General features: G+C 59.4%; 26 protein-coding genes, 1 tRNA gene and 1 riboswitch. Of the genes, 16 read left to right on the top strand and 11 right to left on the bottom strand.

Annotation, left to right across the window (positions count from 1 at the left end; translation table 11 throughout):
* Positions 1-19: 19 nt before the first annotated feature.
* The 3 genes from L6966_RS06395 (at position 20) to L6966_RS06405 (ending at position 4,911) form a co-directional block, all read left to right on the top strand.
* Complete coding sequence (locus L6966_RS06395) at positions 20-1,120, top strand: lipid II:glycine glycyltransferase FemX (protein WP_237225183.1); 1,101 nt, start codon at positions 20-22, stop codon at positions 1,118-1,120.
* Between the two features lie 76 nt (positions 1,121-1,196).
* A complete protein-coding gene (locus tag L6966_RS06400) occupies positions 1,197-3,287 on the top strand; it encodes a threonine/serine exporter family protein (RefSeq protein ID WP_237225182.1) in 2,091 nt (696 codons plus the stop codon).
* On the top strand, positions 3,277-4,911 hold the full coding sequence (locus L6966_RS06405) for a threonine/serine exporter family protein (protein WP_237225181.1): 1,635 nt from the start codon (positions 3,277-3,279) through the stop codon (positions 4,909-4,911). The genes L6966_RS06400 and L6966_RS06405 overlap by 11 nt, the downstream gene beginning before the upstream one ends.
* On the opposite strand, the gene L6966_RS06410 is transcribed toward L6966_RS06405, so the two are convergent.
* Positions 4,895-5,542 carry a uracil-DNA glycosylase gene (locus tag L6966_RS06410; protein ID WP_083092236.1) on the bottom strand — a complete coding sequence of 216 codons (648 nt, stop codon included), beginning with the start codon at positions 5,540-5,542 and terminating at the stop codon, positions 4,895-4,897. The genes L6966_RS06405 and L6966_RS06410 overlap by 17 nt on opposite strands.
* Positions 5,543-5,631: 89 nt before the next feature.
* On the opposite strand from L6966_RS06410, the gene L6966_RS06415 reads away from it, so the two are divergent.
* The 7 genes from L6966_RS06415 (at position 5,632) to L6966_RS06445 (ending at position 11,982) form a co-directional block, all read left to right on the top strand.
* Positions 5,632-5,958, top strand: a complete 327-nt coding sequence (locus L6966_RS06415) for a DUF3263 domain-containing protein (protein WP_237225180.1) — start codon at positions 5,632-5,634, stop codon at positions 5,956-5,958.
* Between the two features lie 78 nt (positions 5,959-6,036).
* Complete coding sequence (locus L6966_RS06420) at positions 6,037-6,756, top strand: LytR C-terminal domain-containing protein (RefSeq protein ID WP_237225179.1); 720 nt, start codon at positions 6,037-6,039, stop codon at positions 6,754-6,756.
* 326 nt (positions 6,757-7,082) lie between these two features.
* The gene (gene groL / locus L6966_RS06425) at positions 7,083-8,708 is read left to right on the top strand and encodes a chaperonin GroEL (RefSeq protein WP_083092058.1); all 1,626 of its coding nucleotides are present in this window, start codon (positions 7,083-7,085) and stop codon (positions 8,706-8,708) included.
* 163 nt (positions 8,709-8,871) lie between these two features.
* Entirely contained in the window at positions 8,872-9,180 is a 309-nt protein-coding gene (locus tag L6966_RS06430; RefSeq protein WP_237225178.1) for a nucleoside triphosphate pyrophosphohydrolase family protein, read from the top strand.
* A 210-nt stretch (positions 9,181-9,390) separates the two neighbouring features.
* Positions 9,391-9,543 carry a hypothetical protein gene (locus L6966_RS06435; protein WP_180377858.1) on the top strand — a complete coding sequence of 51 codons (153 nt, stop codon included), beginning with the start codon at positions 9,391-9,393 and terminating at the stop codon, positions 9,541-9,543.
* Positions 9,544-9,630: 87 nt separating this feature from the next.
* Positions 9,631-10,767, top strand: a complete 1,137-nt coding sequence (gene rlmC / locus L6966_RS06440; RefSeq protein ID WP_237225177.1) for a 23S rRNA (uracil(747)-C(5))-methyltransferase RlmC — start codon at positions 9,631-9,633, stop codon at positions 10,765-10,767.
* A gap of 123 nt (positions 10,768-10,890) precedes the next feature.
* Positions 10,891-11,982 (top strand): isochorismate synthase, encoded by a 1,092-nt coding sequence (locus L6966_RS06445; protein ID WP_237225176.1) that lies wholly within the window; start codon positions 10,891-10,893, stop codon positions 11,980-11,982.
* A 121-nt stretch (positions 11,983-12,103) separates the two neighbouring features.
* On the opposite strand, the gene L6966_RS06450 is transcribed toward L6966_RS06445, so the two are convergent.
* Positions 12,104-12,919 carry a 4'-phosphopantetheinyl transferase family protein gene (locus L6966_RS06450; RefSeq protein ID WP_237225175.1) on the bottom strand — a complete coding sequence of 272 codons (816 nt, stop codon included), beginning with the start codon at positions 12,917-12,919 and terminating at the stop codon, positions 12,104-12,106.
* A gap of 93 nt (positions 12,920-13,012) precedes the next feature.
* Between L6966_RS06450 and L6966_RS06455 the strand changes: the two genes are divergently transcribed.
* Positions 13,013-13,900 (top strand): RNase H family protein, encoded by an 888-nt coding sequence (locus L6966_RS06455; protein ID WP_237225174.1) that lies wholly within the window; start codon positions 13,013-13,015, stop codon positions 13,898-13,900.
* Here L6966_RS06455 and L6966_RS06460 read toward each other — a convergent pair.
* From L6966_RS06460 to L6966_RS06475, 4 genes are all read right to left on the bottom strand, one after another.
* Positions 13,897-14,187 carry a WXG100 family type VII secretion target gene (locus tag L6966_RS06460; protein ID WP_083092052.1) on the bottom strand — a complete coding sequence of 97 codons (291 nt, stop codon included), beginning with the start codon at positions 14,185-14,187 and terminating at the stop codon, positions 13,897-13,899. The two genes, L6966_RS06455 and L6966_RS06460, sit on opposite strands and share 4 nt — an antisense overlap.
* A gap of 270 nt (positions 14,188-14,457) precedes the next feature.
* Entirely contained in the window at positions 14,458-15,882 is a 1,425-nt protein-coding gene (locus L6966_RS06465) for a sensor histidine kinase (RefSeq protein ID WP_237225193.1), read from the bottom strand.
* Positions 15,883-15,970: 88 nt separating this feature from the next.
* Entirely contained in the window at positions 15,971-16,681 is a 711-nt protein-coding gene (locus tag L6966_RS06470) for a response regulator transcription factor (protein WP_143539159.1), read from the bottom strand.
* Positions 16,682-16,809: 128 nt separating this feature from the next.
* The gene (locus tag L6966_RS06475) at positions 16,810-17,055 is read right to left on the bottom strand and encodes a hypothetical protein (RefSeq protein ID WP_083092050.1); all 246 of its coding nucleotides are present in this window, start codon (positions 17,053-17,055) and stop codon (positions 16,810-16,812) included.
* A gap of 98 nt (positions 17,056-17,153) precedes the next feature.
* On the opposite strand from L6966_RS06475, the gene L6966_RS06480 reads away from it, so the two are divergent.
* Positions 17,154-17,642 (top strand): DUF3027 domain-containing protein, encoded by a 489-nt coding sequence (locus L6966_RS06480; RefSeq protein WP_083092049.1) that lies wholly within the window; start codon positions 17,154-17,156, stop codon positions 17,640-17,642.
* A gap of 166 nt (positions 17,643-17,808) precedes the next feature.
* On the opposite strand, the gene serC is transcribed toward L6966_RS06480, so the two are convergent.
* Positions 17,809-18,933, bottom strand: a complete 1,125-nt coding sequence (gene serC, locus L6966_RS06485; RefSeq protein ID WP_237225173.1) for a phosphoserine transaminase — start codon at positions 18,931-18,933, stop codon at positions 17,809-17,811.
* 351 nt (positions 18,934-19,284) lie between these two features.
* On the opposite strand from serC, the gene L6966_RS06490 reads away from it, so the two are divergent.
* The 3 genes from L6966_RS06490 (at position 19,285) to L6966_RS06500 (ending at position 21,706) form a co-directional block, all read left to right on the top strand.
* On the top strand, positions 19,285-19,977 hold the full coding sequence (locus L6966_RS06490) for an iron-dependent transcriptional repressor DtxR (RefSeq protein WP_083092047.1): 693 nt from the start codon (positions 19,285-19,287) through the stop codon (positions 19,975-19,977).
* Positions 19,978-20,459: 482 nt separating this feature from the next.
* Positions 20,460-20,606: riboswitch (cyclic di-AMP (ydaO/yuaA leader) on the top strand.
* A gap of 6 nt (positions 20,607-20,612) precedes the next feature.
* A complete protein-coding gene (locus L6966_RS06495) occupies positions 20,613-21,239 on the top strand; it encodes a C40 family peptidase (protein ID WP_237225172.1) in 627 nt (208 codons plus the stop codon).
* Positions 21,240-21,466: 227 nt separating this feature from the next.
* Positions 21,467-21,706, top strand: a complete 240-nt coding sequence (locus L6966_RS06500; protein WP_083092045.1) for a hypothetical protein — start codon at positions 21,467-21,469, stop codon at positions 21,704-21,706.
* 4 nt (positions 21,707-21,710) lie between these two features.
* Here L6966_RS06500 and L6966_RS06505 read toward each other — a convergent pair whose 3' ends face one another.
* On the bottom strand, positions 21,711-22,625 hold the full coding sequence (locus tag L6966_RS06505) for a DUF4031 domain-containing protein (RefSeq protein WP_237225171.1): 915 nt from the start codon (positions 22,623-22,625) through the stop codon (positions 21,711-21,713).
* Between the two features lie 78 nt (positions 22,626-22,703).
* Between L6966_RS06505 and L6966_RS06510 the strand changes: the two genes are divergently transcribed.
* Positions 22,704-22,776, top strand: a tRNA-Arg gene (locus tag L6966_RS06510).
* Between the two features lie 187 nt (positions 22,777-22,963).
* Here the strand turns inward: L6966_RS06510 and L6966_RS06515 are convergent.
* The 3 genes from L6966_RS06515 to L6966_RS06525 form a co-directional block, all read right to left on the bottom strand.
* Positions 22,964-23,404, bottom strand: a complete 441-nt coding sequence (locus L6966_RS06515; protein ID WP_237233104.1) for a hypothetical protein — start codon at positions 23,402-23,404, stop codon at positions 22,964-22,966.
* 80 nt (positions 23,405-23,484) lie between these two features.
* Positions 23,485-23,724: a hypothetical protein gene (locus tag L6966_RS06520; protein ID WP_237233105.1), complete on the bottom strand. Its 240-nt coding sequence runs from the start codon at positions 23,722-23,724 to the stop codon at positions 23,485-23,487.
* A gap of 130 nt (positions 23,725-23,854) precedes the next feature.
* The gene (locus tag L6966_RS06525; RefSeq protein ID WP_237225169.1) at positions 23,855-24,562 is read right to left on the bottom strand and encodes a hypothetical protein; all 708 of its coding nucleotides are present in this window, start codon (positions 24,560-24,562) and stop codon (positions 23,855-23,857) included.
* Positions 24,563-24,651 lie beyond the last annotated feature (89 nt).

Below are 24,651 nucleotides of genomic sequence, written 5' to 3' on the forward strand. Positions count from 1 at the left end.
GAAAAGAAAAAGAGGGACCTTGCGAGAATTCACAGCCCGCTTCGCCACCGACGCCGAAATCGCCTCCTGGGACGGCCACGTCATCGCTAGCCCCGGCGGCGGCAACCTGCTACAGTCAGCGTCCTTCGCCTCCGTCAAGGCCAAGCACGGCTGGAAGCCTCTTTACCTGGTCTACGAAGGCACTACCGTGCTCAACGGTGAAGAGGCCCCCTTTACCAGCTGTAACCTGGTCCTTGAAAAGTCGGTACCTGCCCTGGGCAAAATCTGGTACATGATCAAGGGCCCCGGCGTGAACTCTGTTGAAGAGATTCCCGCTATTCTCGATGCTAACAAGGACTTCATCAAGCGCGAGAAGCTGGGTGTCTTCGCGGTCAAGATTGAGCCCGACATCATCGCAGACGACTCCATCAACGCCTTCATGGCCAAGACCGGCCTGGTCAAAAGCTGGAACATCCAGCCCAACGACTCCACCGCCATTCTCGATACCGACAAGAGCGAAGAAGACGTGCTCAAGTCCCTCTCCTCCCGCGGCCGTAACGCTGTGCGCCGATCGGCGCGTGAGGGGTGCCAGGTGCAGCGCGTAGAGTTGACCGAAGAGAATATGAAGAAGATGTACGCCCTCATGGACACCGTGGGGCAGGGCAACGCCAACGTTCACCTGCGCTCCTACGACTACTACCGTGACTTCTGGACAACCTTCGAGAAGGCCGGCCAGGGCCGCCTCTACTTCACCTATGAGGACGGCGAGCCCTCCGTGGGTGCCTACGTGATTCGCTACGGTGAGAAGGGCACCTACAAGGACGGCGGCTCCAAGCCGCGCCGTAAACAGTACGGCGACTCCCACCAGGTTCAGTGGACTGCCCTGACCGACCTGATGAAGGAATTCGAGATTAAGAGCTACGACTTCTGCGGCACCCCGCCCAAGAGCGAGCTTAAGAACAAGGATCACCGCCACTACGGCCTGGGCCTTTTCAAGACCTCCTTCACCAAGGACGTCATTGACTACGTGGGCGTGTGGGATCAGGTCATCTCACCGGTCAAGTACCGGGCCTGGAACAGTGCCGTTGAGAAAGTCATGCGCCAGATTTGGGTGCGCAAGACAGGCCAGCCCTTCTATTAAATCAACACTTGGCAAGCAGCCCTAGGGCACAGATGTGCCACTTCACCGCACGAGGCGGAAGGAGTAAACCTGAACCGTGAGTAAGAGTTCCGCTCCCTTACAGCAGAAGGCCTACCCTTCCGCTTCTGCTTTTGATATAGCTTCATCTGCTGATGAGGCCAGCGTCGGGGCATTCGGGCAGACCGCGCTTCTACCGCGGGTCTCTAGCGGCACACCGGGGCAGAAACAGCAGGACGCTACCGCCCCACCTACCGGAGGGGCAGCTGGCGGGGAGCGGGGCGGTATCCAGAACCCGCCGGCCGCATCGACCGGTAGTAGTTGGGGCCCTGTACCGGTTATCTCACTTGATGAGGTACGCGATCCTCGGTTGCGCGATGCCCTCGCGCACCTGGGGGAGTCTGCGCCCCCAACCCCTGAGAACTCTGCCTTTGATTTGAGCGCGCCGGCCACCTATCAGGTGCCTTCCGCATTTGGGCCGGCTACCGACCTGACCCTGGGGGCCGCTGCAGAACCTGATTCTGCCCCGACCACCGCAGGGAACCCCACGGTCGATGAGGCTACCGGGTTGCAGCAGGCCTCCTACCCCTCGGCGTCTGGCCCACACACCGTCAACCTACCGGTGGCCCCACCGGCCGCGTCAGACGCTAAGCGCCCTTCGCGTGTGCGCTCTTCGCTCAAGTCTTTCGTCAGCACCGACCAGTCGTTGACCAAGCCCATGAGGGGTATCGCTCGTCTAGCCCAGCGGCCCTTCAACATTGCGGCCGCCCATCGGGCCGCCTACGTGCGCGAAAAAGAAGAGGCCCGTGAGGTGCTCAACTTCTCCCTGCGCCTGGCCGAAACCATGTTTCACTATGGGGCAGATACGGTCGATGTAGACTCCGCTATCGTGGCGGTATGCGCAGCCTATGGGCTCGACGACGTTGAAATTGATATCACCAACCAGTCCGTCATCATCAACTATGTATCAGACATTGATGAGGTTGACGACCAGACCCGCGCCATTTCCCTGGATGGCAGCACCGAGGCCGGTGCCGGTAAGGAGCGCTTTAGCCACACGGTCATGCGCGTGGTGCGTTCCTGGTCAGAGAATTACGCTGCTCTTGACGATATCTACAAGCTCATCAACGACATCACCGCCGGGGGGCTGCCCCGCCACCGCGCAGAGCGCCGCCTACACAAAATTAACACCGCCAAGAAGCCCTACTCACCCATGGTCATTATGCTGGCCAATATCGTGGCGGCCTTCTCGCTGGTTCTGGCTCTGGGCGGCTCGTTAGCTGCGGGCGCTGTGGGCGGTATCGTCTTTCTCGCGATTCACTTTGTGAACAGTCTGATTTCCCGGCTCAAGATGCCAGGTTTCTTCACCATGGCCGCAGGGGCGGGTGTGGTTACCTTCGCCGCGATTTATATATCAGATGAGGCATCTCTCTTCTCTCAGGTGGGATTCCACGTGAGTGCACCGCACATAGTGGCGGCAGGCTTGATTATGCTGCTCCCCACTGCTCGTCTGGTGTCAACGGTGCAGGACGCCCTCAACGGCTTCCCGCTCACGGCAGCGGGTAAGTTCGTCTCAACAGGTATGTCCTTCTTAGGTATCGTGGTGGGGCTGGCCTCAGCGGTGGCTGCCCTTTCGGTGCTGGGAGTGAGCGAGCTCGACATTACCGAAACACGCTTTGTGGGCGCCACCCCTGTGGTCTCCTATATTTTCTTCATGCTGGCCTCACTCGCTTTCGCTGTAACTACCCACGCCCGCTGGCGCACCCTCCTGTGGATTCTGCTCATCTCTACCTGCGGGTTTGCCGCCTATCAGGGCTACACCCTGTTCTTTGGTGCCGGTGCTGGCCGCGCTAACACCGCCTTTGCCGCGCTCGTCATCGGCCTGATGAGCACCTTCTTAGCCTTCCGTCTGCACGCTCCAGCCTCTATCTTCTACGTTCCGGCGCTGACCTTCTTGCTCCCCGGCCTCTCGGTCTTCCGGGGGCTCTACCTCTTCACCGTCGAGGCCAACTCGGCTACCGGAGTGCCCGGCATGGTCGCGGCTATCGCGGTCATTCTTTCCATGGCCTCCGGTGTGGTACTGGGTAGCTACCTGATGCAGTACATCATCCAGCGTTACCTGGCCACCGCTGTCAGCGGCACCGATTCGAAAGAAAAACGTGACCGATAGTTCGCGGCGGGGGCTGGGCTATGAGCCGCACCCTGAGCCCGAGACCACCCCATTCTCTGCACAGCCGCTCCCTCAAGCCTCCTACCCGGCCACCGTGCCCGTCACCCAGCCACCGGCGAAAAGACGGGCAGGCGCGTCCCTGCGCTCCTTTGCCCAGCCTCAACAGGCCCTGACCGTGCCCATGCGCGGTATTGCGCGCGTGGCCCAGCGCCAACTGGCCCAGGTGGCGGTAGCCCGATACCGGCAACGGGCGCAGCACAAAGAACATACCCGAGAGATTCTCGCCTTCGCCCTACGTCTGGCTGAAACCCTCTTCCACTACGGTGCGGATGCCGCCGACGTGGACGCCGCTGTGGTCACCGTCTGCGCCGTCTACGGCCTGCACGACGTTGAAGTTGATATCACCTACCAGTCCATCGTTATCAACTATGTCTCGGAGTTCGACCGGGCAGCGCAGGCCGGGACCCTGCCCGAAGCGATGACCACCACCCAGGGTGTAGCGGGGCAAGACCCCGCCGGGGGTGAGAAACTGGGCCTAACCCTGGTGCGCGTGGTGCGTTCCACCTCAGAGAACTACCGGGCCCTGCACCGGCTCTACACTCTGGTGCATGACATCGCCTCTGGGCAGGTAAGCCGAACCAGGGCAGAGCGCCGCCTCGCTACTATCAATTCAGAGAAAAAGCCCTATTCACCGGCCGCCCTTTTGGCCTGGAACCTGATCATGGCCGGGGCTTTTACTCTGGGCGTTGGCGGTTCCTGGCGCGCCGCGCTGACTTCACTGGTGGTCTACACCGCCGTCCACGGTGTGCTAGCTGCTGCGGGTAAACTGGCCCTGCCCTCCTTCTTCATGATGGCCCTGGGCTCCGGCGTCATCACCATGCTGGCTCTCTTTGTCTCAAGCCCAGAAGGCTACCTGGTCGCGCGCGGCTTCTACGTCTCAGCGCCCCACGTGGTCGCTGCCGGGCTCATGATGCTCCTTCCCACCTTCCGTCTGGTTTCAGCGGTGCAGGACGCCCTCCACGGCTTCCCACTCACCGCCGCCGGAAAATTCGTCATCACCGGTGCTAACTTCACCGGCCTGATTGCGGGAATCGCTGTTGCCCTCACCGTAGTCAACTTCTTCGACCCGGCCTCCTTCAACGTGCAGGCAACCGTCTTCAACCCTCCACCCCTCTGGGGCACAATCGCAGGTATGGCAGTTGGCTCCGCCATGACCGCTGCCGCCTGGCAGGGTTCAGCCACCAACATTTGGCTCGCCGCCCTCGTCTCACTCGCGGGGCAGGCTACCTACCACGGGCTAAACCTGGGTAGCGGCCTTGAAGCCGGGCGGCTCAACGTCCTCATCGGCGCCTTCACCGTTGGCCTGCTCTCAGCGCTCGCCGGCTACCTGCTCCACGCACCGGCCTCTACCTACTACGTTCCGGGCATGATGTTCATGCTACCGGGCCTAACTATCTTTCGGTCTTCCTACCTGGTGTTGGGCGGTGAAGACCTCTCAGCCGGTATACAGGGGCTTACCGCCGCTGGCGTCACCGTGCTGCTGATGGCCACCGGCATTGTGCTTGGCACCTACCTGTGGGATGCGGTCACGCAGAAGGTGCGCTCAGCTAGAGCTCCCAGTTGACGGGGGTAGCTCCCTGCCTGATTAGTAGCTCGTTAACCCGGGAGAAGGGGCGGGAGCCGAAGAAGCCGCGTGAGGCTGAGAGCGGTGATGGGTGAGCAGACTCAACGCAGGGGTAGCCGCCGAGCAGGGGCCTGCACTTGCGGGCATCCGCACCCCAGAGCAGGCCGACGAGAGGAGTGCCACGCGCCGCCAGCGCTTCGATAGCTGCGGTGGTGACCTGCTCCCATCCCAGGTTGCGATGCGACCCGGCGGTGCCTGCACCTACCGAGAGTACCCTGTTGAGGAGCATGACGCCCTGCGCGCTCCAGGCGGTCAGGTCACCGTGGGCCGGGGGAATGATGCCCAGATCGGAGTTGAGTTCCTGGTAGATATTTTGGAGTGAACGAGGCAGGGGCCGGACGTCGGGGCGCACCGAGAAACTCAGCCCCATAGCGTGCCCGGGGGTTGGGTAAGGATCTTGCCCAATGACCAGTACCTTTACCGCAGACAGGGGGTAGGTGAAGGCACGAAAGATGTCTTCCCCCGGGGGTAGAGTGGCCCGGCCCGCCTCATGCTCGGCCCGCAAAAAATTACCCATGGCTCGAATTTGGGGCTCTACGGGGGCTAGGGCGGCCGCCCAGTCAGCGGCCATAATGTCATGTAAGGGGCGGGCAGGCACTGGCTCTCTCCTTGCTGTGGGGTATCCTCCTCTAATAAGACTAGACCACGGAAGAGGCACATATGACCGCCAGCCAGCCAGAGTCACACGCCCCGTCTGTGCAGCAGGGGCACGGCTGTGAATCCCGCCCCGCAGGAACAGCGGCAGGGGAGAGGGGCCTAGAGCCTGGAACGCTGCGGGCTCTCGACGAGCGGCAGCTGGCTATTTTGGCCCTAGAGAAAAGACGCTTCAAGTATCAGGGCAGTAAAGAGCAGGCTATTGGCCGCCTGGGGCTTACCCCCGTTGCCTACTACCAACAGCTCAATGCGCTGATCGATAACCCTGTGGCTATTGCCGCTGAACCGGTGCTGACCGCGCGGTTGCGCCAGCAACGCGACCTGCTCACCTAAACCTACTCTCACGTGCACGCCAGGGCGTGTACTCTAGAGACTGTCAATCACGCCCGCTGTATGAAAACGAGGCCGCCTGTGAACACTTATCCTCGCGATGAGTTCGATGATATCGACGAAGCAACCGCTCGCCGTGGTGCCTACCGCGGGGTGAAGAAGGACGCCAACACCTCCCGCGCTGGACTCATTGCCATGGTGGTGACCGGTGTGCTGGCTCTTATCGTGGGCGGAGCCATGTTTGTGATGTCGCCACGTACTGCGGCACCTGAGGCTGTAGGGGGCGCCAGCACCGGCAGTCCGTCCGCCGCAGCCACCCAGCCTACACCCACTACCAACCCTGCTAGTGTCAGGGTTGAGGTCTACAATTCCTCTGCCTCACCCGGTGCTGCCGCCCAGGCTACAGCTGCCCTGGAGGCAGCTGGGTACACAGTCACCTCTACATCTAACTGGGAGGGGGCCTACAGCGAGGAATCCCTGGTTTATTTCGCCACAGGGGCCTCCTCTGAGGCTAACGAGGTCGCAGACACACTCAAACTGCCCACCATCGTCCAGGATTATCAGGCAGACACGGGGCTCGTCTACGTAGTGTTGGGGGCTGATTTTGACTCAGCCGCCTTCGAGCCAGCACCCGAAGAAGCTACCGTCACTGAACCTACCGTCACTGAATCCAGTAGTGCTGAGCCCACGCCAGCTGCCGTTGAGCGTTACAACTACGACCCCACCACCGGCACCTACTACGTTGACCCGGCGGGCCCCTACGTTTACGACGCCACCACCGGCACTTTTGTGCTCGGCTAGGCGAAGGTGCCTGCGGTTGCCGACTCCTTACTATCAAATCAGGTAGGGGTGAGTTTGTGCGCTGTGGGCGATTAAGGTTCGCCCAGCGTCCCAATAGGTTTGCACCCCCACCGCTCAAGTGCCAAGATTAGTATTAGCACTCGGGGGCTAAGACTGCTAAATCATGTGCTAGGTTGACGCAGCGGGCGCCCCCGGGCGGACCAACTGAAGCGATACTCTGGTGAGGCCCACCCCTTTCGCCCCGACGGCGAGAAACAGGTGGTGCCGTCCGTCGCGGGCACCGGTGTCGCACCCAATCTCACTGTTCCAGAAGGAGCGAAAGCCACATGGCAAAGCTGATTGCTTTTGATGAAGAGGCACGCCGCGGTCTTGAAAAGGGTCTCAACACCCTAGCCGATGCCGTCAAGGTAACCCTCGGCCCCCGCGGTCGCAACGTCGTCCTTGAAAAGGCTTGGGGCGCACCCACCATCACCAACGACGGCGTCTCTATCGCCAAAGAAATCGAACTCGAAGACCCCTACGAAAAGATTGGCGCCGAGCTGGTCAAGGAGGTCGCAAAGAAGACCGACGATATCGCCGGTGACGGTACCACCACCGCAACCGTCTTGGCTCAGGCCCTCGTGCGCGAAGGTTTGCGCAACGTCGCTGCTGGTGCTGACCCCCTCTCCCTGAAGCGCGGTATTGAAAAGGCTGTAGAAGCTGTTACCGCCGAGCTACTCGCCTCCGCCAAGGAGGTTGAGACCGAAGAGGAAATCGCCGCAACCGCCTCCATCTCAGCAGGTGACCCCGAAATCGGCAAGCTGATCGCTGAGGCTATGGAGAAGGTCGGTAAAGAGGGCGTCATCACCGTTGAAGAGTCCAACACCTTTGGCCTGACCCTTGAACTGAGTGAGGGTATGCGTTTCGACAAGGGATTCCTTTCCGGCTACTTTGTTACCGACGCAGACCGCCAGGAGGCAGTTCTTGAGGACCCCTACATCCTGATTGTTAGCTCCAAGATCTCCAACGTCAAAGACCTGGTTCCCGTACTTGAGAAGGTCATGCAGTCCGGCAAGCCCCTGCTGATTGTTGCCGAGGATGTTGAGGGTGAGGCCCTGGCCCTGCTCGTGCTGAACAAGATGCGCGGTTCCATCAAGTCCGTTGCAGTCAAGGCTCCCGGCTTCGGCGATCGCCGTAAGGCCCAGCTGGCTGACATTGCCATTCTGACCGGTGGCCAGGTCATCGCCGAAGAGGTTGGTCTGTCACTTGATACCGCAACCATCGACCTGCTGGGTTCAGCCCGCAAGGTTGTTGTGACCAAGGATGAGACCACCATCATTGAGGGCGCTGGCGATGCGGACGCTATTGAAGGCCGTGTAGCTCAGATTCGTGGCGAAATCGCCAACTCAGATTCAGATTACGACCGTGAGAAGTTGCAGGAGCGCCTGGCTAAGCTCGCCGGTGGTGTAGCTGTTCTGAAGGCGGGAGCTGCAACCGAGGTTGAGCTTAAGGAGCGCAAGCACCGTATTGAGGACGCCGTCCGTAACGCTAAGGCAGCCGTTGAGGAGGGTATCGTCGCCGGTGGTGGCGTCGCCCTGATTCAGGCTGGTGCTAAGGCCTTTGAGAAGCTGGAACTTTCCGGTGATGAGGTAACCGGTGCCAACATTGTTCGTGTTGCTATTGATGCCCCCCTCAAGCAGATCGCTTTCAACGCTGGTATGGAGCCCGGCGTTGTGGTTGACAAGGTTCGCAACCTGCCCGCAGGTACCGGCCTGAACGCAGCAACCGGTGAGTACGAAGACCTCATGGCAGCTGGTATCAACGATCCCGTGAAGGTTACCCGCTCTGCACTGCAGAACGCAGCCTCCATTGCAGGTCTCTTCTTGACTACCGAGGCTGTGGTGGCTGACAAGCCCGAGCCCGCAGCGGCAGCACCTGCCCCCGATATGGGCGGCATGGGCGGCATGATGTAATCACGCCCGCCCGAGAGAACCGGTTCGCTTCCGGTTTCTCATGTGCTGTCAGCTCCGCCGCTTCTTGCTTATGCAGGGAGCGGCGGAGCTTTTGCTCTATGACTCTGTGGCAGAATGAGGGAAACCCACACAGGGCTTACCGAGAGGCAGGGCTTACTACACCATGAATCTGCAGGACGTTACTGAACAGTCACTCGATATTCGCGCCAAATACCACAATCTTGAAGAAATCCACCACGATTCCCGCTGGTCGGTTGAAGAGGACGCTCTTGCGTTCCTGACGGATGCCGGGCTGGTAGGGCGCTATGCCATGTCCCAGCAGGGGCGCTGGCCGAGCGAGGCAGCTGATGAGCTGGCCTTCAAAATTGGTGAGTGCACCTGGTGGTTGGCAGTTCTAGCTGAGCGTATGGGGCTTTCGTACGAAGAGTGCGTGCAGGGTTTCTTGGAACAGAAGCAGGAGCAGTTTGGCTAGGACGCCTAGCCCGAGCTGGAGTGCCTGGGGGAGGGTCTGTATTCATGCTATGAACACCCGGGTCAGCGGCACCCACAAAAAGATGCCTAAAAATTTTAGATAATAGTATTGCACTTCACACTTGAGTGGGAGTATGCTTTAAATCGCTAGAGAGGTCTTCTCTACTTTTAATCATCAGTATCAAAGAGGAAACTGAAAGGTGTGAGGCATATGCTCAGCATTGTCGATTTGGTTCTCTACGCAGTTATTGTAGGGCTGGTTGCCATCTTGCTCGCGGCCTACGCATCGGACGGTTGGGCCAAACTAGAGAAAAAGAGCGCTGAGGCTCTTCATCGCGATATGGCCTTTGGTGCAGGTGGCTAAAAGTTATTAGTGATTGTGTTTTCCTGGAACCGGTGTCTCGGCAACGAGGCACCGGTTTTTTCTCTCTGCCTGTAAAATGATGAAGCTATGCGTTGCCACTACTTTGATGCCGGCCTCTGCCGTTCCTGCACCCTACTTAACACCCCCTACACGCGGCAGCTTGAGGGCAAACAGGCTGACGCCCGTGCCCTCCTAGCCCCCTGGCCCAGCATCACCTGGGAAGGCCCCGTCGCCAGTAGCGAGACAGCCTTCCGTAACAAGGCAAAACTTGTGGTGGGTGGCACCGCCACCGAGCCCACACTGGGTATTCTGGACCGCTCAGGCTCAGGTGTCGACCTGACCGACTGCCTGCTGTACACGCCCCCGGTAGCTGCCGCGATTCCCGTCCTGACCGCCCTCATTCAAAGAGCCGGCCTCACTCCTTACCAGGTACCAACCCGTAAGGGAGAGCTCAAAAACATCCTGGTCACAGCATCCGCTAACGGTGAGCTCATGATTCGTTTCGTGCTGCGCTCTAAAAAACTTCTGGTTGCTATCCGCAGCCAGCTGGGCTGGCTTCAGAGCCAACTACCCCAGCTGGCTGTAGTAAGCATTAACCTGCTTCGTGAGCATGTGGCCCTCATCGAGGGGAGCGAAGAAATCATCCTGACCGAGCGCACCACTCTACCCATGCAGGTCAATGACCTGACCCTGCACCTGCGCCCGCAGAGTTTCTTTCAGACCAATACTGATATAGCAGCAGCCCTCTACCGCCGTGCTCAAGACTGGGTGCAGACCAGTGCACCGGCAAGCCTCTGGGATCTGTATAGCGGGGTTGGCGGCTTTGCCCTACACGCTGCCCGGGTCTTACCTGCAGGCTCCCGCGTCACCGGCATCGAAATTAGCCCCGAGGCGGTCGCCTCAGCTCAGCGCACCGTGCACGAATCCGGGATAAGCGGAGTTGAATTTATTGCCCAGGACGCTCCCGACTACGCCGCTGCCAGCAGGCAGGTACCCGAGATGCTGGTGGTCAACCCGCCCCGGCGCGGCCTGGGGGCTGAGCTTTCACGCTGGGTTGAGAGTAGCGGCATCGACCGGGTAATCTACTCTAGCTGTCACCTGCCTTCCTACGTCAAAGATATGGAACTCATGCCCTCCTACTATCCGCTGGTGGGCCAGGTCATGGACATGTTTCCCCACAGCAATCACTATGAAACAATTCTGCTCCTGCAGCGCCAGAGGTAACCGGGGCACTAACGCGGCCCCATCACCACCCGTAAAGTCCTTTCGATATTTTAGGCGCCCTGCCTGAGCTGGAGTAGCCTTGTTAAGGCCCAGCCCGTCTACCTGCCCGTGAAAGAAAGTGAAATGTCGTCAGCTTCAGCCCTCCCCTCGCCCTTCATGCTGGCAGAGGGGAGCGCCCTGGTGCGGGCTGAGGGCACCCTCACACCGGTAACCGAGGAGCAGGCCCTAGCCGTTGCTAGGCAGAAAAACTCGGCTGTGGTGGGGCTGATTCCCTTCGACCCGCACGCCCCAGCCCACCTGGCAGTTCCCGAGCGACTGGTGCGGGAGCAGGCTCCCGCTCGGGTGGGGCAACAACCAGCCCAGCCGCCGGCGTCCTCACTGAGTGGCGTTGATAACCCCGGCTACCGGCAGGCTGTGGCCCAGGCGGTCAGCCTCATCAATCGGGGGCTGCTTGATAAGGTCGTGCTGGCTAGGTTGGTTGAGGCGACCTTTGACGCTGACCTCCATCTAGGGGCCCTCTTTGAGACCCTGCGGGTGCAGCAGGCCCGGGCCACTGTTTTCGCGGCGCAATTGCCCAACCAAAACTACTTGATGGGGGCATCTCCCGAGCTGGTCGTCCGCACTGACGAAAGCGGCATCCGCACCGTGCCCCTGGCGGGTTCGGCCGCCCGCACCGAAGAGCCCGGTACCACCGACGACGCCCAGGGGGGTGAGCAGCTCCTACGTTCGGCCAAAGACCGTGCTGAACACGCCACTGTGGTCCGTGATATTGAGCAGCGGCTCACGCCCCTGACCACCCGGCTCCACGTGCCGGCTGTGCCCTCCCTGCTTTCCACCCCGCAGCTCTGGCACCTGAGCACACCCGTGACCGGTGAACTCAACCCCGGGGTCACCTCGTTGCACGCTGCGCGCGCTATTCACCCGACCCCGGCCATTTGCGGTACCCCGCGGGGTGTCGCCCAGCAGCTTATTGCTGAGCTAGAGCCCTTCGAGCGTGGTTTCTTTGGTGGGCTGGTGGGGTACATGGACGCCCGTGGCTACGGTAGCTGGTACCTGGTGCTACGCTGCGCTGAAGTGGGTCAGCGGAGTGCCACCCTCTTTGCTGGAGCGGGGATTGTAAAAGATTCCGTGCCTGCACGTGAACATCACGAGACCGCGGTTAAACTGGCTACCTTTGGCCGCGCCTTGGGGGTTGAGCTGGTGGGTTCACTCTAGAAAATAAGGTCTATTCATCAGGTTTTTCTCGAGGTGCCCACGGGCTCGCGCTCGGTGGAGCCAGGTGGTTTTGTTGTGTGCCTGGTTCACCTGACTACTGTGAATGAGTCCTTATCGAACGTTAAGCGCCGAGAACGCGCTTGACTGCTAGCGGGGTGGTGACGGTGTGCGCCATGACCCGGTGCGGGGTATCGCTGGCAACCGCCAGCAGATGCCTGCCGTGATAAACCTGCCAGGTCAGCCAGAACGTTGCGGGAGCCTCGCCACCGGGTAGGTGGGCGACGGCTCGGGCTGTGAGGCCGTGTGAGTCTTCAATAGAGCTGCTGATGGGTGGCAGTGACAGCATGACCCTGCTAGGTTCCACGGCGAGACCGTAGCCGCTGGCCTTCAGCACAGCTTCTTTGGCGCTCCAGAGCAGATGCCGAGCAACGCTAGCCTCGCTTTGCGCCAAGGAGGCCACCACGCGTTTTTCATAGTCAGCTAGCGCGATGCGGTCGAAGCTATCGTAATAGCTACCGCGTATCGCTATGACATCTAGCCCTACGGCTACATCGGCTGGTGCTAGGGCACCCGCCACCAGGCCTAAAGAGCGTGCCATCGAAAGATTGACCCCATCAATGCGGGGCTTGCCGTGTGTTTGAGCTGAGCCTGTGGGGGCGTCTGCGCAGAGTAGGCAGGTCCGATCCACCGGTATATTGGCGGCCGCAGTCGGTTTAACCCCTAAAACGCTTGCAGCAATAGCTCTCATGAGCGTGTGCTGGGCGGCGAAAGCTAGGGCTTCGTCTGGGTTAGAGAACTCGGCTGCCCGGGCCCGCTCGGCCAGGCCCACGTAGTCCAACCAGTTGATGCCGTAGCCGCCTCTCAAGGTCTCTGCGGGCAGAGTAAAGAGCGTCAGGGGAGAAGCCGTTTGCCCGGCAGCTGAGGGACCGTGAACCATAGCATCTATTCTAGCGGTGCAGGCCCGTGCGGTAGCGGGCCTGCTCCCAGCGTAGAATATAAGAGCCCGGTACCCTCAAACCTCAGAAGGACTATGACCGAGAAAATCATTGCAGCAGCCGACGGTTCAGCCCTGGGCAACCCCGGGCCAGCAGGCTGGGCCTGGTACATTGATGAGAACCGGTGGGCTGCCGGTGGCTGGGAGCACGGCACCAACAATATGGGCGAGCTCAAGGCGGTGCTTGATCTCTTCGAAGCGACCGCGCACCTGCCCCAAACCCACCTGCACGTCATCTGCGACAGCCAGTACACCATCAACGCTATTACCAAGTGGATGCCCGGCTGGAAGAAGAAGGGGTGGAAGAAGTCAGACGGCAAACCCGTGCTGAACGTGGATTTGATGAAGGCTCTCGACCGGGCAATTGCGGGCCGTGTCTATAGCTTCGAGTGGGTGAAAGGGCACACCGGGCACCCTCTCAACGAGGCAGCTGACCGTAGAGCTAACGAAGCGGCTCAGGCCTACCGTGACGGCAGGGCCCCTAATACTGGCCCGGGCTTGAAAGAACCGTCTGAGAGCGAGGTGAACAGCGGCCAGTCCGGCCAGAAGCTGGCTCCGGCAACTCGGAGTAGCTGGCAAGAAACCCTGGCTACCGTACGCGAGTGTGAAGCCCAGATGCTACGCCCGGCTATCTACGGGTCAGAAAAATTACTGGGTGCCCTCTTACACCCCGATCTTACGTGGGCGGTACCGACCGGGCAGCTGACTGACAGGCAGACCGTTCTGCGCTACCGCAGCCGCGCCTGCGCGTCGACCGGTGCGTCCGAAGAGATCACGGCTCTGGCTCTGGGCCCCGAGGCGGCCCAGCTAGTTTCTCAGGTGCCCACCGAAAAGGGCCTCATTTTACGCACGAGTACCTGGGTGGCTGACTCCGGCGGCAGCTGGACGCTCCGCTACCGCCAAGACACAGCGCTGGGCGGCTAGCCCACAAACATAGAGGCATTTGCCATTTCGGTCTCTGAGTAATTGACACCGGCGCGGGAAAGCGCCTCGTTGATTTCTGCGATGGACTCTTCAACCTGCCTCTGAGTAGCACGCCAGTTGGTCAGTACACCCTGAAAATTTGCGGACGCTGCGCCCGTCCAGGAGCCTTGCAAGTCTTGCAAAGACGCGGTCAGCGCATTGACCTCAGAGATAAGGGTCTGCACCTGTGAGCGGGCCTGGGCTGACTTGCTTGCAATCAGGTCAGAATCGACGTTGAACTGTGCCATGGGACTCTCCTTTGTCATGAGTCAGTTAAGTGGTGGAGATGCAGTCAGGCCGGGGTATGCGCCTGCCTGATCCGATACTCAAGACACTAACCCCGCCACAGTCTTCGGTCACGCCCCGGTACTGGGTGTGGAAAACCCCGCCCAGCACTCTAGCCTGCGCAGGCGGGGTTTTGTGGTGCTTGTTCCGCAACAATTGGTGCAGTGATGACTTTATGTGACGAGCTGCCAGTCGGGTTTATCCACAGAGCTAGACAGACCCTCACATCTACGCTAAGACTCCTTGCTGGCAGGTTCCACCGTGGGAATCGGGCCGGTCTTGCCGTTGCTGTACTGGGGTATGCGAATAGTGAAGGTCGCTCCGCCACCCTCAGTTTCTTCTACCCTCACGGTGCCGTCGTGCTGGCTCACTATGGCCGCAACAATGGCAAGCCCCAGGCCCGTACCACCCGTCTCACGAGTGCGGGAGGTGTCAGACCTGTAGAAGCGTTCAAAGACGCGTTCTGCCTCTTCACCGTGAATACCGGGGCCGTGGTCGCGTACCTGGAGCACAGACGTCCAGTTGCCATCCGCACCGGGAGCGGAGCCAACGACGATTTCTAGGGGGGAACCGGCCGGAGTGTAGCGCAGGGCGTTGGTCATCAGGTTAGCAATCACCTGGCGAAGACGCTGTTCGTCACCCCAGACCGGGGTGGTCAGAGCTTCACCTCCCTCAAGGCCCACCACTTCGATAGTGCGGTCGGGGGCTGAGGCGAAGGCGTCGTTGGCAGCGTCCTGGGCCAGTTTGAGCAGGTCGACACGAGCGTTTTCTGCCACCCGGCGCTCGTCCAGACGCGCCAGGGTCAACAGGTCTTCAACCAGTTGGCCCATACGCTTCGACTCGGATTCGATACGGCTCATTGCCATGCCTACGGCCTCATCGTTGGGCAGGCCGCCCATACGGTAGAGCTCTGAGTAGCCACGAATTGACACCAGGGGGGTGCGTAACTCGTGTGAGGCGTCCCCCACAAACCGGCGCATCTTCACCTCGGAGCGTTTCTGTGCGTCGAAGGCCTCTTCAATGTGCGAGAGCATGGTATTGAGTGAGGTCGTCAAGTGGCCTATTTCGTTGTAGGGGCTGTAGTTTTCAATACGCTGTGAAAGGTCACCGGTAGCAATCTGGGCTGCGGTCTGCTCCACCCGGGCCAGCGGTTCAAAGGCCCGTGTGACGATAACCCAGGTCAGGGCTATCGAGGCCAGCAGGGTGGCTACGCCAAAGAGCATGGTCAAACTGCCCACGATTGCCACCGTCTGATTTATTTGGGTGAGCGGGGCGGCTATGACCAGGGTTTGGTCAGTGTTCTCTACCGGGAAGGCAATCATGCGCCATTCGGTATGCCCGCTGGCAGAGCGCACGGTGAGGGCGGCCTTGTTGTAGCGTTTCACGTTATCAGCGGTCAGCCCGGAGATGACGGGTGACGAGGTCTCGTCGGCCAACGTTGCTACGGGGCGGATGATGTTCCCATCACTGTCGAGCAGATAGGCCTCGTAGGGAATGAAAGTCCCTTCTGTCTTAGATAACTGCTGATCAGCGTAAACCGCAGTCACCAGGTAGCTGTAGCTGGCTGCAATCTCATCGTCGAGCTGGTCCATCATTTTGGCCCGGATAGCAGAAATAGCCACGAGCGACATAACCGAGATAGCCAGCGCCAACAGCATGGATGTTAAAAGCACGAGCTGGGTTCGCAAAGACAGCGAACCCAGCCGGTGCACAGAGAGACGAGAACGCACTCGCAACCCCTTGAGCCTAGTTCTTGCTGGCGGTGCGTAGCAGGTAGCCTACACCACGCTTGGTGTGAATGAGCGGGGGCAGATTCTGGTCGTTATCAATCTTGCGGCGCAGGTAGGAGATATAGGACTCTACAATTGAGGCATCCCCGTTGAAGTCGTACTCCCACACATGATCGAGAATCTGGGCCTTAGACAGCACACGGTTGGGGTTGAGCATGAGGTAGCGCAGTAGCTTGAACTCGGTGGGAGAAAGGTCAATTTCGCGGTCGCCGCGGAAGACCTCGTGGGCATCGTCATCGAGTACCAGGTCGTCAACGCGGAGTCGTGAGTCTTCTTCGATACTGGGCTGGGTTCGGCGTAAAACGGCGCGAATGCGGGCTACGACCTCATCAAGGCTAAAAGGTTTGGTGACGTAGTCATCGCCGCCGACGGTCAGGCCTGTGACCTTGTCTTCGGTGTCGTCCTTAGCCGTGAGAAAGAGCACGGGGAAAAGGCGGCCTGAGTTGCGCAGCTTGCGGGTGACCGTGAAGCCGTCCATGTCGGGTAGCATCACATCGAGTACCGCAAGGTCGGGTGACTCGGTTTCAGCCTTGTCGAGGGCCTCTCGGCCGTTGGCTGCGGTGACAACCTCAAAGCCCGCAAAACGCAGGGAGGTTGCGAGGAGCTCTAGAATGTTGGGTTCGTCGTCGACGACCAGCAGTTTTGCTTCAGGTTCTTTGGTATTCACGATTTTCATTCTGCTCTTGCTACCTGTGCGTGAGCTGTGTGGAGCTGTGAGCCTGCCTGTGTTTCCTAGCGCTTTGATGGGTGAAGGCCGAAAGTACGCTGTGAGCTAAAGGACGCTGGCGGTTGGCTTTAGCTGGCCCTGCGGCGGAGCAGCGTGAGGAGGAGCGTGGCAAGGAACGCCAGAAAAGCGACCGGGAGCACAAGGAGCGGAAGGATGCTCAAAATATGAGGTGCCCCGCCGGTGGCCCAGGTCAGTAGAAGCATCGCCACACCCGAGATAGTGCCTAAAACTGTGAGCACCCCGGCCGTAAGACCCAGCACGCGAATAGCACCGTTGTAGGGGAGTTCAGCCTGCTCGGTGAGATGATCTGTCATGTTCTCTAAGGTACCAAAGCTTACAGTGACATTTCTTTGTCTCTAGCTGTTTGTGCTGAGTGGAGACCGCACAACTGGCGGCCTGGTTTAATGGAGGTATGACTGAAGAGGTAAAAGACGAGCTATCGGCTCCCAGTGCGGCCCTCAAGGGTGAGTACCGGGCTGAGCAGGCCACCGGCCATATTGCCGCGGCTGACCAGCTGAACCCGTCGGCGTCCGTGCCCGAGCCTACCCTGGGTGAGCCCATCAAGCGTCGCCGCACTAGCAAGGTTGACACTGTGCTAGCTGCGGCGCAGGGTGTCGCCCTGGCCGGTCTTGCTGAAGTCGCACCTGAAAACTCCATTGGGCCCGTACACCATTTGCGTGGTGAAGAAGAACGCCTGACCACCCATCTCTTTGAATGTGCCCTGCCCGGCTACCGCGGCTGGTTCTGGTTTGCGACCCTCGCGCGTGCTCCGCGCTCAAAGACCGCTACGGTGTGTGAGGTCGGCCTTCTACCGGGCGATGATGCTCTGCTGGCTCCCGCCTGGGTGCCCTGGGCCGACCGTCTGCTCCCTGAAGATCATGAAGGCCCTGACTATGAGTAGCAAGCCCCGGATCAGACTGACAGCGGCGGTAGAGTCAGGCTAGTTAGCTCCGCCCTGGCCCTTCTATGGAGAGCCTCCTTACGCACGGGGCGCCGCCCCTTACCAACTGCCGTACGGCAGAAGGGGGGGCGGCGTCCCTGAGCTAGGCAACGGGCCGTACCGGGTTTTATGCCAGGTTTTCTACCACGTAGTCGATGCAGGCTAACAGAGCTGAAACATCGTCTGGATCAATCGCGGTGAAGGTAGCGATGCGTAGCTGATTACGGCCCAGCTTGCGGTAGGGCTCTGTGTCAACGATGCCGTTGGCACGCAAAGTCTTGGCGATGACGGCGGCATCAAGGGAGTCGTCAAAGTCAACGGTCGCAATCACAGGGGAGCGCTCAGCGGGGTTGGCCACGAATGGGCTGGCGTACTCACTGGCCTCTGCCCAGGCATAGACCCGCCCGGCTGAATCGGCGGTACGGGCAGCGGCGAAAGCCAGGCCGCCCTGATCGTTCATCCACTTAATCTGCTCGTTGAGCATAATCAAGGTCGCCAGCGCCGGAGTGTTATAGGTCTGGTTGAGACGGGAGTTGCTGATTGCGGTGACCAGGTTAAGAGAGTCAGGAATCCAGCGGTCAGTAGCTCCGATGCGCTCGGCGCGCTCAAGGGCAGCAGGTGACCAAAGACCCAGCCAGAGCCCGCCGTCCGAGGCAAAGTTCTTCTGGGGTGAGAAGTAGTAGACATCAGTCTCCGTAATGTTCACATCGAGACCGCCGGCGGCACTGGTCGCGTCAATGAGCACCAGGGCATCGTCAGCAATGCCTGCCGGGCGGGTTACGGGCGCGAAAACACCGGTGGACGTTTCGTTGTGGGGCCAGGCGTAAGCATCTACCCCCTCTTCGGCCTGGGGGGCTGGGCGAGTGCCGGGCTCGGAGGCAAGTACGGTTGAATTCGCCAAGAAGGGCGCGGCCGTGGTCGCAGCGGCGAACTTAGAGCCAAACTCACCGAAGGTCAGATGCTGGGCCTTACGCTCGATGAGGCCAAAGGTCGCGGCATCCCAGAAGGCAGTGGCACCGCCGTTACCGAGAATAACCTCGTAGCCCTCAGGGGCGGAGTAGAAGGTACGTAGGCCCTCACGGATCTCACCAACCAGGTTCTTCACCGGGGCTTGGCGGTGGGAGGTGCCCATCAGCGTGGTCGCTGCGGCCTGAACCGCGGTGAGCTGCGCGGGGCGAACCTTCGAGGGGCCCGCACCGAAACGGCCGTCTGCGGGTAGTAGTTCTGCGGGGATGACAAGGTTATGAGTCACTGTAGCTCCTAGACGTGGGCAGAACCCGAGCCGGGCGGCGTATGCGTGTATGAGGGAGGGGTGCCGCCGGCGTCCTGCCTCTTCTATTGTGCAGGCTTGCTGGCCAACCGGCAGCTAGCACCGCGCGTCTGTCTCAAAATAGGCGAACGATATCTACATAGTGAGACCCGGCATGTCGTGGGTGGATGGAGCGGTAGGATGCTCACACCCCAGCTGGCCCTACAGATTTCAGCTGACAAAGAGAGCGGGCGCGTGGATGGTTGATAACCGCATACAATTAAGAGCAACAACATACCGTTCCATCTACCGCTAGTGCACTGCGGTAACTGGCCCCAGGAGATACGAGAAGGCATGACTGATCTGATTGATACCACCGAGATGTATCTGCGCACCGTCCTTGAGTTAGAAGAAGAGGGCATCACTCCTATGCGTGCTCGCATTGCCGAGCGACTCGAGCACTCCGGGCCGACCGTTTCTCAGACCGTTGCTCGAATGGAGCGTCACGGCCTGCTGACCGTTGCGCCTGACCGTTCTTTGCAGCTGACCAGCGAAGGCCGCCAGAGGGCTGTTGAGGTCATGCGTAAGCATCGTTTAGCTGAGCGCCTCTTGGCCGATGTGATTGGTCTAGATTTGGAGTATATCCACGAGGAGGCCTGCCGCTGGGAGCACGTCATGAGCGAACGTGTTGAACGCCGTCTATTGGAGCTTCTGAATGAACCTAAGTTCTCGCCATACGGTAATGCGATTCCCGGTCTTGAAAATCTGGGTGCCGAGAGCGAACAGAATGACGGGCGCACCGTGACCATGTCGATTGCTGCTAAGGATTCTTCTGAAGAAGATCGATTTACGGTATCGCGTCTGCCAGAGTTTATTCAGACCGATGTGGAGCTGTTGCGCCGCCTGGGTGAGGCCGGCATCGTGTACGGTGCGACGGTGTCTATTGTGGGCAGCGGGGATGGCTCGGTGCTGGTTCACGCGGACGGCGAGGAGCAGTCGTTGACTCTGAACGCTGAGGTAGCGGAGTCAATTGTGGTCAAACGGTAACAATTTGATAACAAAAAGAGGGCCCAGCTGTGTAGTGGGCCCTCTTTTTGTTACCAAACCGTTATTTTTGAGCAGGTTTGGGGGTGCATGAGGGCCCATAACCCGCCTTCATGGCGGGTTGAGTGGGTTCTTGACGGGGGTTAATTGCACTCTGTGCTCTTAAGTGGTGGGGTTCTCTTTTAAAAATATTCTGATAGAAACCTGATAGGGCGGTGGTGTTAAAGTTTTTATGAAGGCCTCTTTAGGGGTTGTATATCTACTGGTCAATGCGCATATTAAGACTCACCTGCATTCCGCCTGGAAACGTCCTGGCCGCCCCATGAAAAATCACCCTACTTCTTATTTTCAGAAAAAAGTAACTGATTCGTGACCAAAGCGTGACAATCTCGCCCGCAGTGTGTAATGTTCTATTCCGTGCCCATCACTGGTCGGATGCGCACCCTACGAACAGCACCGCCTAGTTCTGCCACTGTTCACAGGAAACAAAACAAAAATTATCAGGCAGAAGCGGGGGACCCACCTTTCGGGCTCACCACCTAGGAGCCCTTGGGGTTAAGTTGCAGGCAACTGTGACCGAGTGACTTCATACTCGAACCCGACAGCTCACCTCGTTCGGCAATGGAGGAAAAATTACAATGGCTAAGTCAACCGTTATCCGCACCGCAGGTATCGTCGCAGCATCAGGCACCATGCTTGCCGCAACCGTCGTACCCGCAAACGCATTTGCAGTAGCTGAAGTATCAGCACCTGTACAGTCAGCACCTGTACAGTCAGAACCCGTACTGGCTTCACACGCAGACACCTACAACAACACCTGGAGCTACAACAACTGGGGCTACCAGGCAACCGACGTTGCCCAGGTTGAGAACACCGCAGTGACCCCCCAGGCAGCTCCCGCAGCAACATCTTCATCAGCACGTGAGGCCGTACTGGCAGCAGCCTACGACGGCATTGGCGGCGCCTACGTATGGGGCGGCAAGTCCTACAAGTCATGGGACTGCTCAGGCTTCGTTTCCTACGTCTACGCTCAGGCCGGCATCAACCTGACCGCCTACACCTACGCCATGGCAGGCGAGCTGACCCCCACCTCGAACCCCCAGCCCGGTGACATCGTCTTCACCAACGGCTACGCACACGTTGGCATCTACGTTGGCAACGGTCAGATGATTTCAGCTCTCAACCCCTCACAGGGGACCATGCTGAGCTCAGTTGACGGCGGCGGCTTCATGCCCGTTGACGGCTACTACACCGCTGGTATCTAAAGCCTCTCCTACCTGAGCAGGGGCATACACCCCTGCCCCGCTCAACGGAGCTGCACACGGCCCTGGTCAATCACAAGCCCTCTGTGCAGAAAACTTCCTGCCACACATCACAACACGGTATGGATCCCTGCAAACCCAGTGTTTGCGAATGCGCCACCAGACGACCAGCTGGGGCGCATTTTTACGCCCATTTTTTCGCACCTCACCAGCACAGCTAAAATGGTGGTATGTCGCAAAAGTTCGAAAGCCCCCACTTTGAAAACCCCGTCAGCTCATCAGACCGGGAATTCACCTACATGGCAGTCGGCATGGTTGCAGGCGCTGTTCCTGGCATCATCGCTGGCCTGCTCATCGCCCTGTTTGTGGGCCACGCGGCCATGTGGGTCTCTGTCACCGGCGGCATTGGCATCGTCCTTGGCCTCATCATTTCTCGGGTGATGTTCAAAAAGAAAACAACCCAAAAGTAGACGGCTAAAGCCGGCCCTCAAGCTCTCTCATTTCAGCTGCGGTGTTCCTCGACGCCGACTCCGCAAAAAGCTGGCGGGCGGCGTCCGTAACAAAAATACCGTGCGCAGTCAGCTGCTTAAGCACAGCTAGGCGGCCTCGAACAAAATCATGCTCGGGCAGCTGTGAAAACTCAGCTCGCACCCCAGCCACATACCTGCGGTAGCGGTCGGGGGTGGATCCAAGGATCGCTAAATCAGCATCGAAAAAGAGGTCAAGATGCACCTGCTCCAGCCCCGCAGCTACCATAGCGTGAGTGAGCTGAGAAGAATGTGTGGCCGTGGCTTGCACCAGCTGGGCGGTGGCCTCTACCGTGGCGTCGCAGACGAGGCCCGCTAAAAGCTGCCGCACCAGGTCTGCGCTAACAGCCTCGTCCGAGCCTGGAACACCCTGGTAAACGGCGTCGTGAAACCAGGCCGCCAGCACAAGTGTATTGGGCAGGCAGACACCTTCTATTTGCGCTAGCCGCTCTAGGTGGTTCAACATCTCTAGCAGGTGTGCGCTGTTATGGTAAGAGCGGTGGGGCTCCTCCCACCGAGCCAACAGATTAAGGCCGAGCTCCGACTGCCCCGGAAGAAGCCGCTCCCACCGACCCACCAGGGTACGGCGTATCTTCGATGGCCGCTCTTTCAAAGGGACGCGAAGCCCGCTTGCAACAAGGACGCGAGTAAGCCGATTACCGCTGACGGGGCGGGCACCAGCAGCCACCAGATCATCGTAGCGGTGGGCTGGAACGTCGTAATGATCCATGTCAAAAGCGCGTTCGCTCACTCCCTGTGCCCGGGCAAAAGCGTGGAGTTCTGAGAGCGAGGTATCGCTGATCAGGTGCGAAAAAACGGTGCCGTGGGCCGCCCAGGTTGGTGGATCAATGAGGATGCTCATGTCACAAGTCTCGCACGCCGAGTTACGATCTTCTTCAAACAGCGACTATACTGGTGTGAGTCTTCGTAAAGAAGGTACGCCCTCGTAGCTCAGGGGATAGAGCACCGCTCTCCTAAAGCGGGTGTCGATGGTTCGAATCCATTCGAGGGCACTTACTCCCGCTTTATTGTTCGAGAGCGGTGAGCACCAACATCGCGGCTCGTGGCAGATACTCGCCACGGAACCAGACCTTCTCATATATATCGTCTGAGAAAATTCTGACCTCCCGCCAACCAAGGCTAGCAACTGCTCGTGCCCGGGTGATATCGCGCCGAATCTGCTCACGCCCACCGTGATGCTCATCCTCGTACTGGATGCTGAGTTTTTGGCCGATGAGGGCGAGGCCGGGTTGAAAAAGCAGATTCCCAAAAATCGTCGTAAACCGGCACGTTGCATTCGAGTCCGCGCACACCGGCGTCCTGCAAAATACACCGCAGGAGACTCTCCATATAAGAATCGCTACCTGTCACCGCATTCTCTACGGCATATCGACATTTTTTAATTCTGCGTTTGCCGGGGTGCTTGCGGAGGTACTTTTGAAGCTGTTCCCGCGTACGAATCGGCACGTGCTGATTGGCCCGATGCTCATGGTGAACCAGAAGTCCGTCTGCCACGGCGATGAGCTCGCGATAGCTCAGCACCTGAGCCAGGTCAAAGAAGGTGCGCTCATGGGTGGTGCAAGGAACCCCGTTCACGGTAAAAACTTCTTCGGGCTTGAGTACAGCACGAGAGCAACGCACGCCTTTTCGCCTTACCCGGGTGGGGCTTTGGCCCTGGAGGAGATAGACAGTCGAGTCTTGCTGAAGCCTGGGCGGCAATCTCATGCCGAGCAACCGAGCAACCGAGCTGCCGAGACTGACCCGATGACGACTTGTGGCGCGGTGCAATGAATAAGTTTAAGGAGCTCTTCGGGCGGCGGAGAATACCCTTCGAGCGCGTAGACCTGCAAGGCGATGCGGGTGGTGCCGCCCCGGACGACCTGGTTGCGAGTAATCCCTGAGGTTGCGGCGTCCTGCAGGGTAAAGAGCGGTGCTGGGAGGAGGTGGTGAAGTTTACTCATACCGGTATTTTCACCGCTGTGAGCTGCTCCCAGCACCTAAATCTGAAATCTGTGGATAACTCCTAGGCGAGGGCTCAATTTTGTGTCAAAAACAGGGCGATTTTTACACAAAATTGAGCCCTCGCGCACTTTAAAGTTCGCCCCGTGCGAAGGCGTCTACCTTGGAGCGCACCAGGCGAACCGCCATATAGCCGAGCTGGAGTAGACAGAGCACAAACAGGGCCCAGCGAGCAGAGATTAGGACGGAAGCCAGTAAGGTTGCCGAGCTCAGAGGCCGCGCCAGGGCGGAGTCTATGGCGAAACCGCCAGCAATAAATACCACCGCATAGGCCACGGGCAGGGTCAGCATGAAGCGCCCCTGCTGTAGCTCAAAACCAGAGGCTCGGACCATGTTCCACCACGTAAAGGCGAAAATGAGGGGCAGGATTAGGCCCGTGGATCGGTGTAATATCTGGTAGCTACGCAGCCCCTCTTCACCCAGACCCGCGGCGACCTCCTGTAGATGATCTGCATCAAAGTGAAGCATGAGTTCAGGTGCGGTCGCTCCGGCCACCGCTGAAACGCCGGGTAGAAGCATCAGGTAGTAGTAGAGCAAAAAGAGCACAGTCACCACAAAGGCAACGCCCACAAAGATGTAGGAACCACCGCCCTTGTTCGGTTCTGCGGTGAGGTCAGTGCGCGTGAGGTCTGCGACCGCACGCGGCTCTGATGCGGCGCGGGAAGAGGGCGCGGACGCCCGCCCTGCTACACCCCTTGAGGTAGCTGAGTGGGGATGCGAGGCCGGTGTGTCTGCCTGCTCGCCGTAGAGGCGCTTCTTTTGACCTTTTGAAAGACCCATGTGCTCTATCTTATCTGTCAGCTAAATAGGGTGGGACTCGAAAATATGTTCGCCTAAGATGGGTTAGGTAACGGTCAAGGAATCAGAAG

This window comes from Rothia nasisuis (assembly GCF_928381405.1).
GTDB lineage: Bacteria > Actinomycetota > Actinomycetes > Actinomycetales > Micrococcaceae > Rothia > Rothia nasisuis.

Excerpts from the sequence above, each read along its gene's own strand:
- L6966_RS06410 (WP_083092236.1), bottom strand. The coding sequence starts at position 5,542 with ATGGCCGCTGACTGGGCGGCCGCCCTAGCCCCCGTAGAGCCCCAAATT.
- L6966_RS06415 (WP_237225180.1), top strand. The coding sequence starts at position 5,632 with ATGACCGCCAGCCAGCCAGAGTCACACGCCCCGTCTGTGCAGCAGGGG.
- rlmC (WP_237225177.1), top strand. The coding sequence starts at position 9,631 with ATGCGTTGCCACTACTTTGATGCCGGCCTCTGCCGTTCCTGCACCCTA.
- L6966_RS06475 (WP_083092050.1), bottom strand. The coding sequence starts at position 17,055 with ATGACAGATCATCTCACCGAGCAGGCTGAACTCCCCTACAACGGTGCT.
- L6966_RS06445 (WP_237225176.1), top strand. The coding sequence starts at position 10,891 with ATGTCGTCAGCTTCAGCCCTCCCCTCGCCCTTCATGCTGGCAGAGGGG.
- L6966_RS06490 (WP_083092047.1), top strand. The coding sequence starts at position 19,285 with ATGACTGATCTGATTGATACCACCGAGATGTATCTGCGCACCGTCCTT.
- L6966_RS06460 (WP_083092052.1), bottom strand. The coding sequence starts at position 14,187 with ATGGCACAGTTCAACGTCGATTCTGACCTGATTGCAAGCAAGTCAGCC.
- L6966_RS06450 (WP_237225175.1), bottom strand. The coding sequence starts at position 12,919 with ATGGTTCACGGTCCCTCAGCTGCCGGGCAAACGGCTTCTCCCCTGACG.
- L6966_RS06500 (WP_083092045.1), top strand. The coding sequence starts at position 21,467 with ATGTCGCAAAAGTTCGAAAGCCCCCACTTTGAAAACCCCGTCAGCTCA.
- L6966_RS06455 (WP_237225174.1), top strand. The coding sequence starts at position 13,013 with ATGACCGAGAAAATCATTGCAGCAGCCGACGGTTCAGCCCTGGGCAAC.
- L6966_RS06430 (WP_237225178.1), top strand. The coding sequence starts at position 8,872 with ATGAATCTGCAGGACGTTACTGAACAGTCACTCGATATTCGCGCCAAA.
- L6966_RS06480 (WP_083092049.1), top strand. The coding sequence starts at position 17,154 with ATGACTGAAGAGGTAAAAGACGAGCTATCGGCTCCCAGTGCGGCCCTC.
- L6966_RS06435 (WP_180377858.1), top strand. The coding sequence starts at position 9,391 with ATGCTCAGCATTGTCGATTTGGTTCTCTACGCAGTTATTGTAGGGCTG.
- L6966_RS06520 (WP_237233105.1), bottom strand. The coding sequence starts at position 23,724 with ATGAGTAAACTTCACCACCTCCTCCCAGCACCGCTCTTTACCCTGCAG.
- L6966_RS06525 (WP_237225169.1), bottom strand. The coding sequence starts at position 24,562 with ATGGGTCTTTCAAAAGGTCAAAAGAAGCGCCTCTACGGCGAGCAGGCA.
- L6966_RS06505 (WP_237225171.1), bottom strand. The coding sequence starts at position 22,625 with ATGAGCATCCTCATTGATCCACCAACCTGGGCGGCCCACGGCACCGTT.
- groL (WP_083092058.1), top strand. The coding sequence starts at position 7,083 with ATGGCAAAGCTGATTGCTTTTGATGAAGAGGCACGCCGCGGTCTTGAA.
- L6966_RS06465 (WP_237225193.1), bottom strand. The coding sequence starts at position 15,882 with ATGCTGTTGGCGCTGGCTATCTCGGTTATGTCGCTCGTGGCTATTTCT.
- L6966_RS06495 (WP_237225172.1), top strand. The coding sequence starts at position 20,613 with ATGGCTAAGTCAACCGTTATCCGCACCGCAGGTATCGTCGCAGCATCA.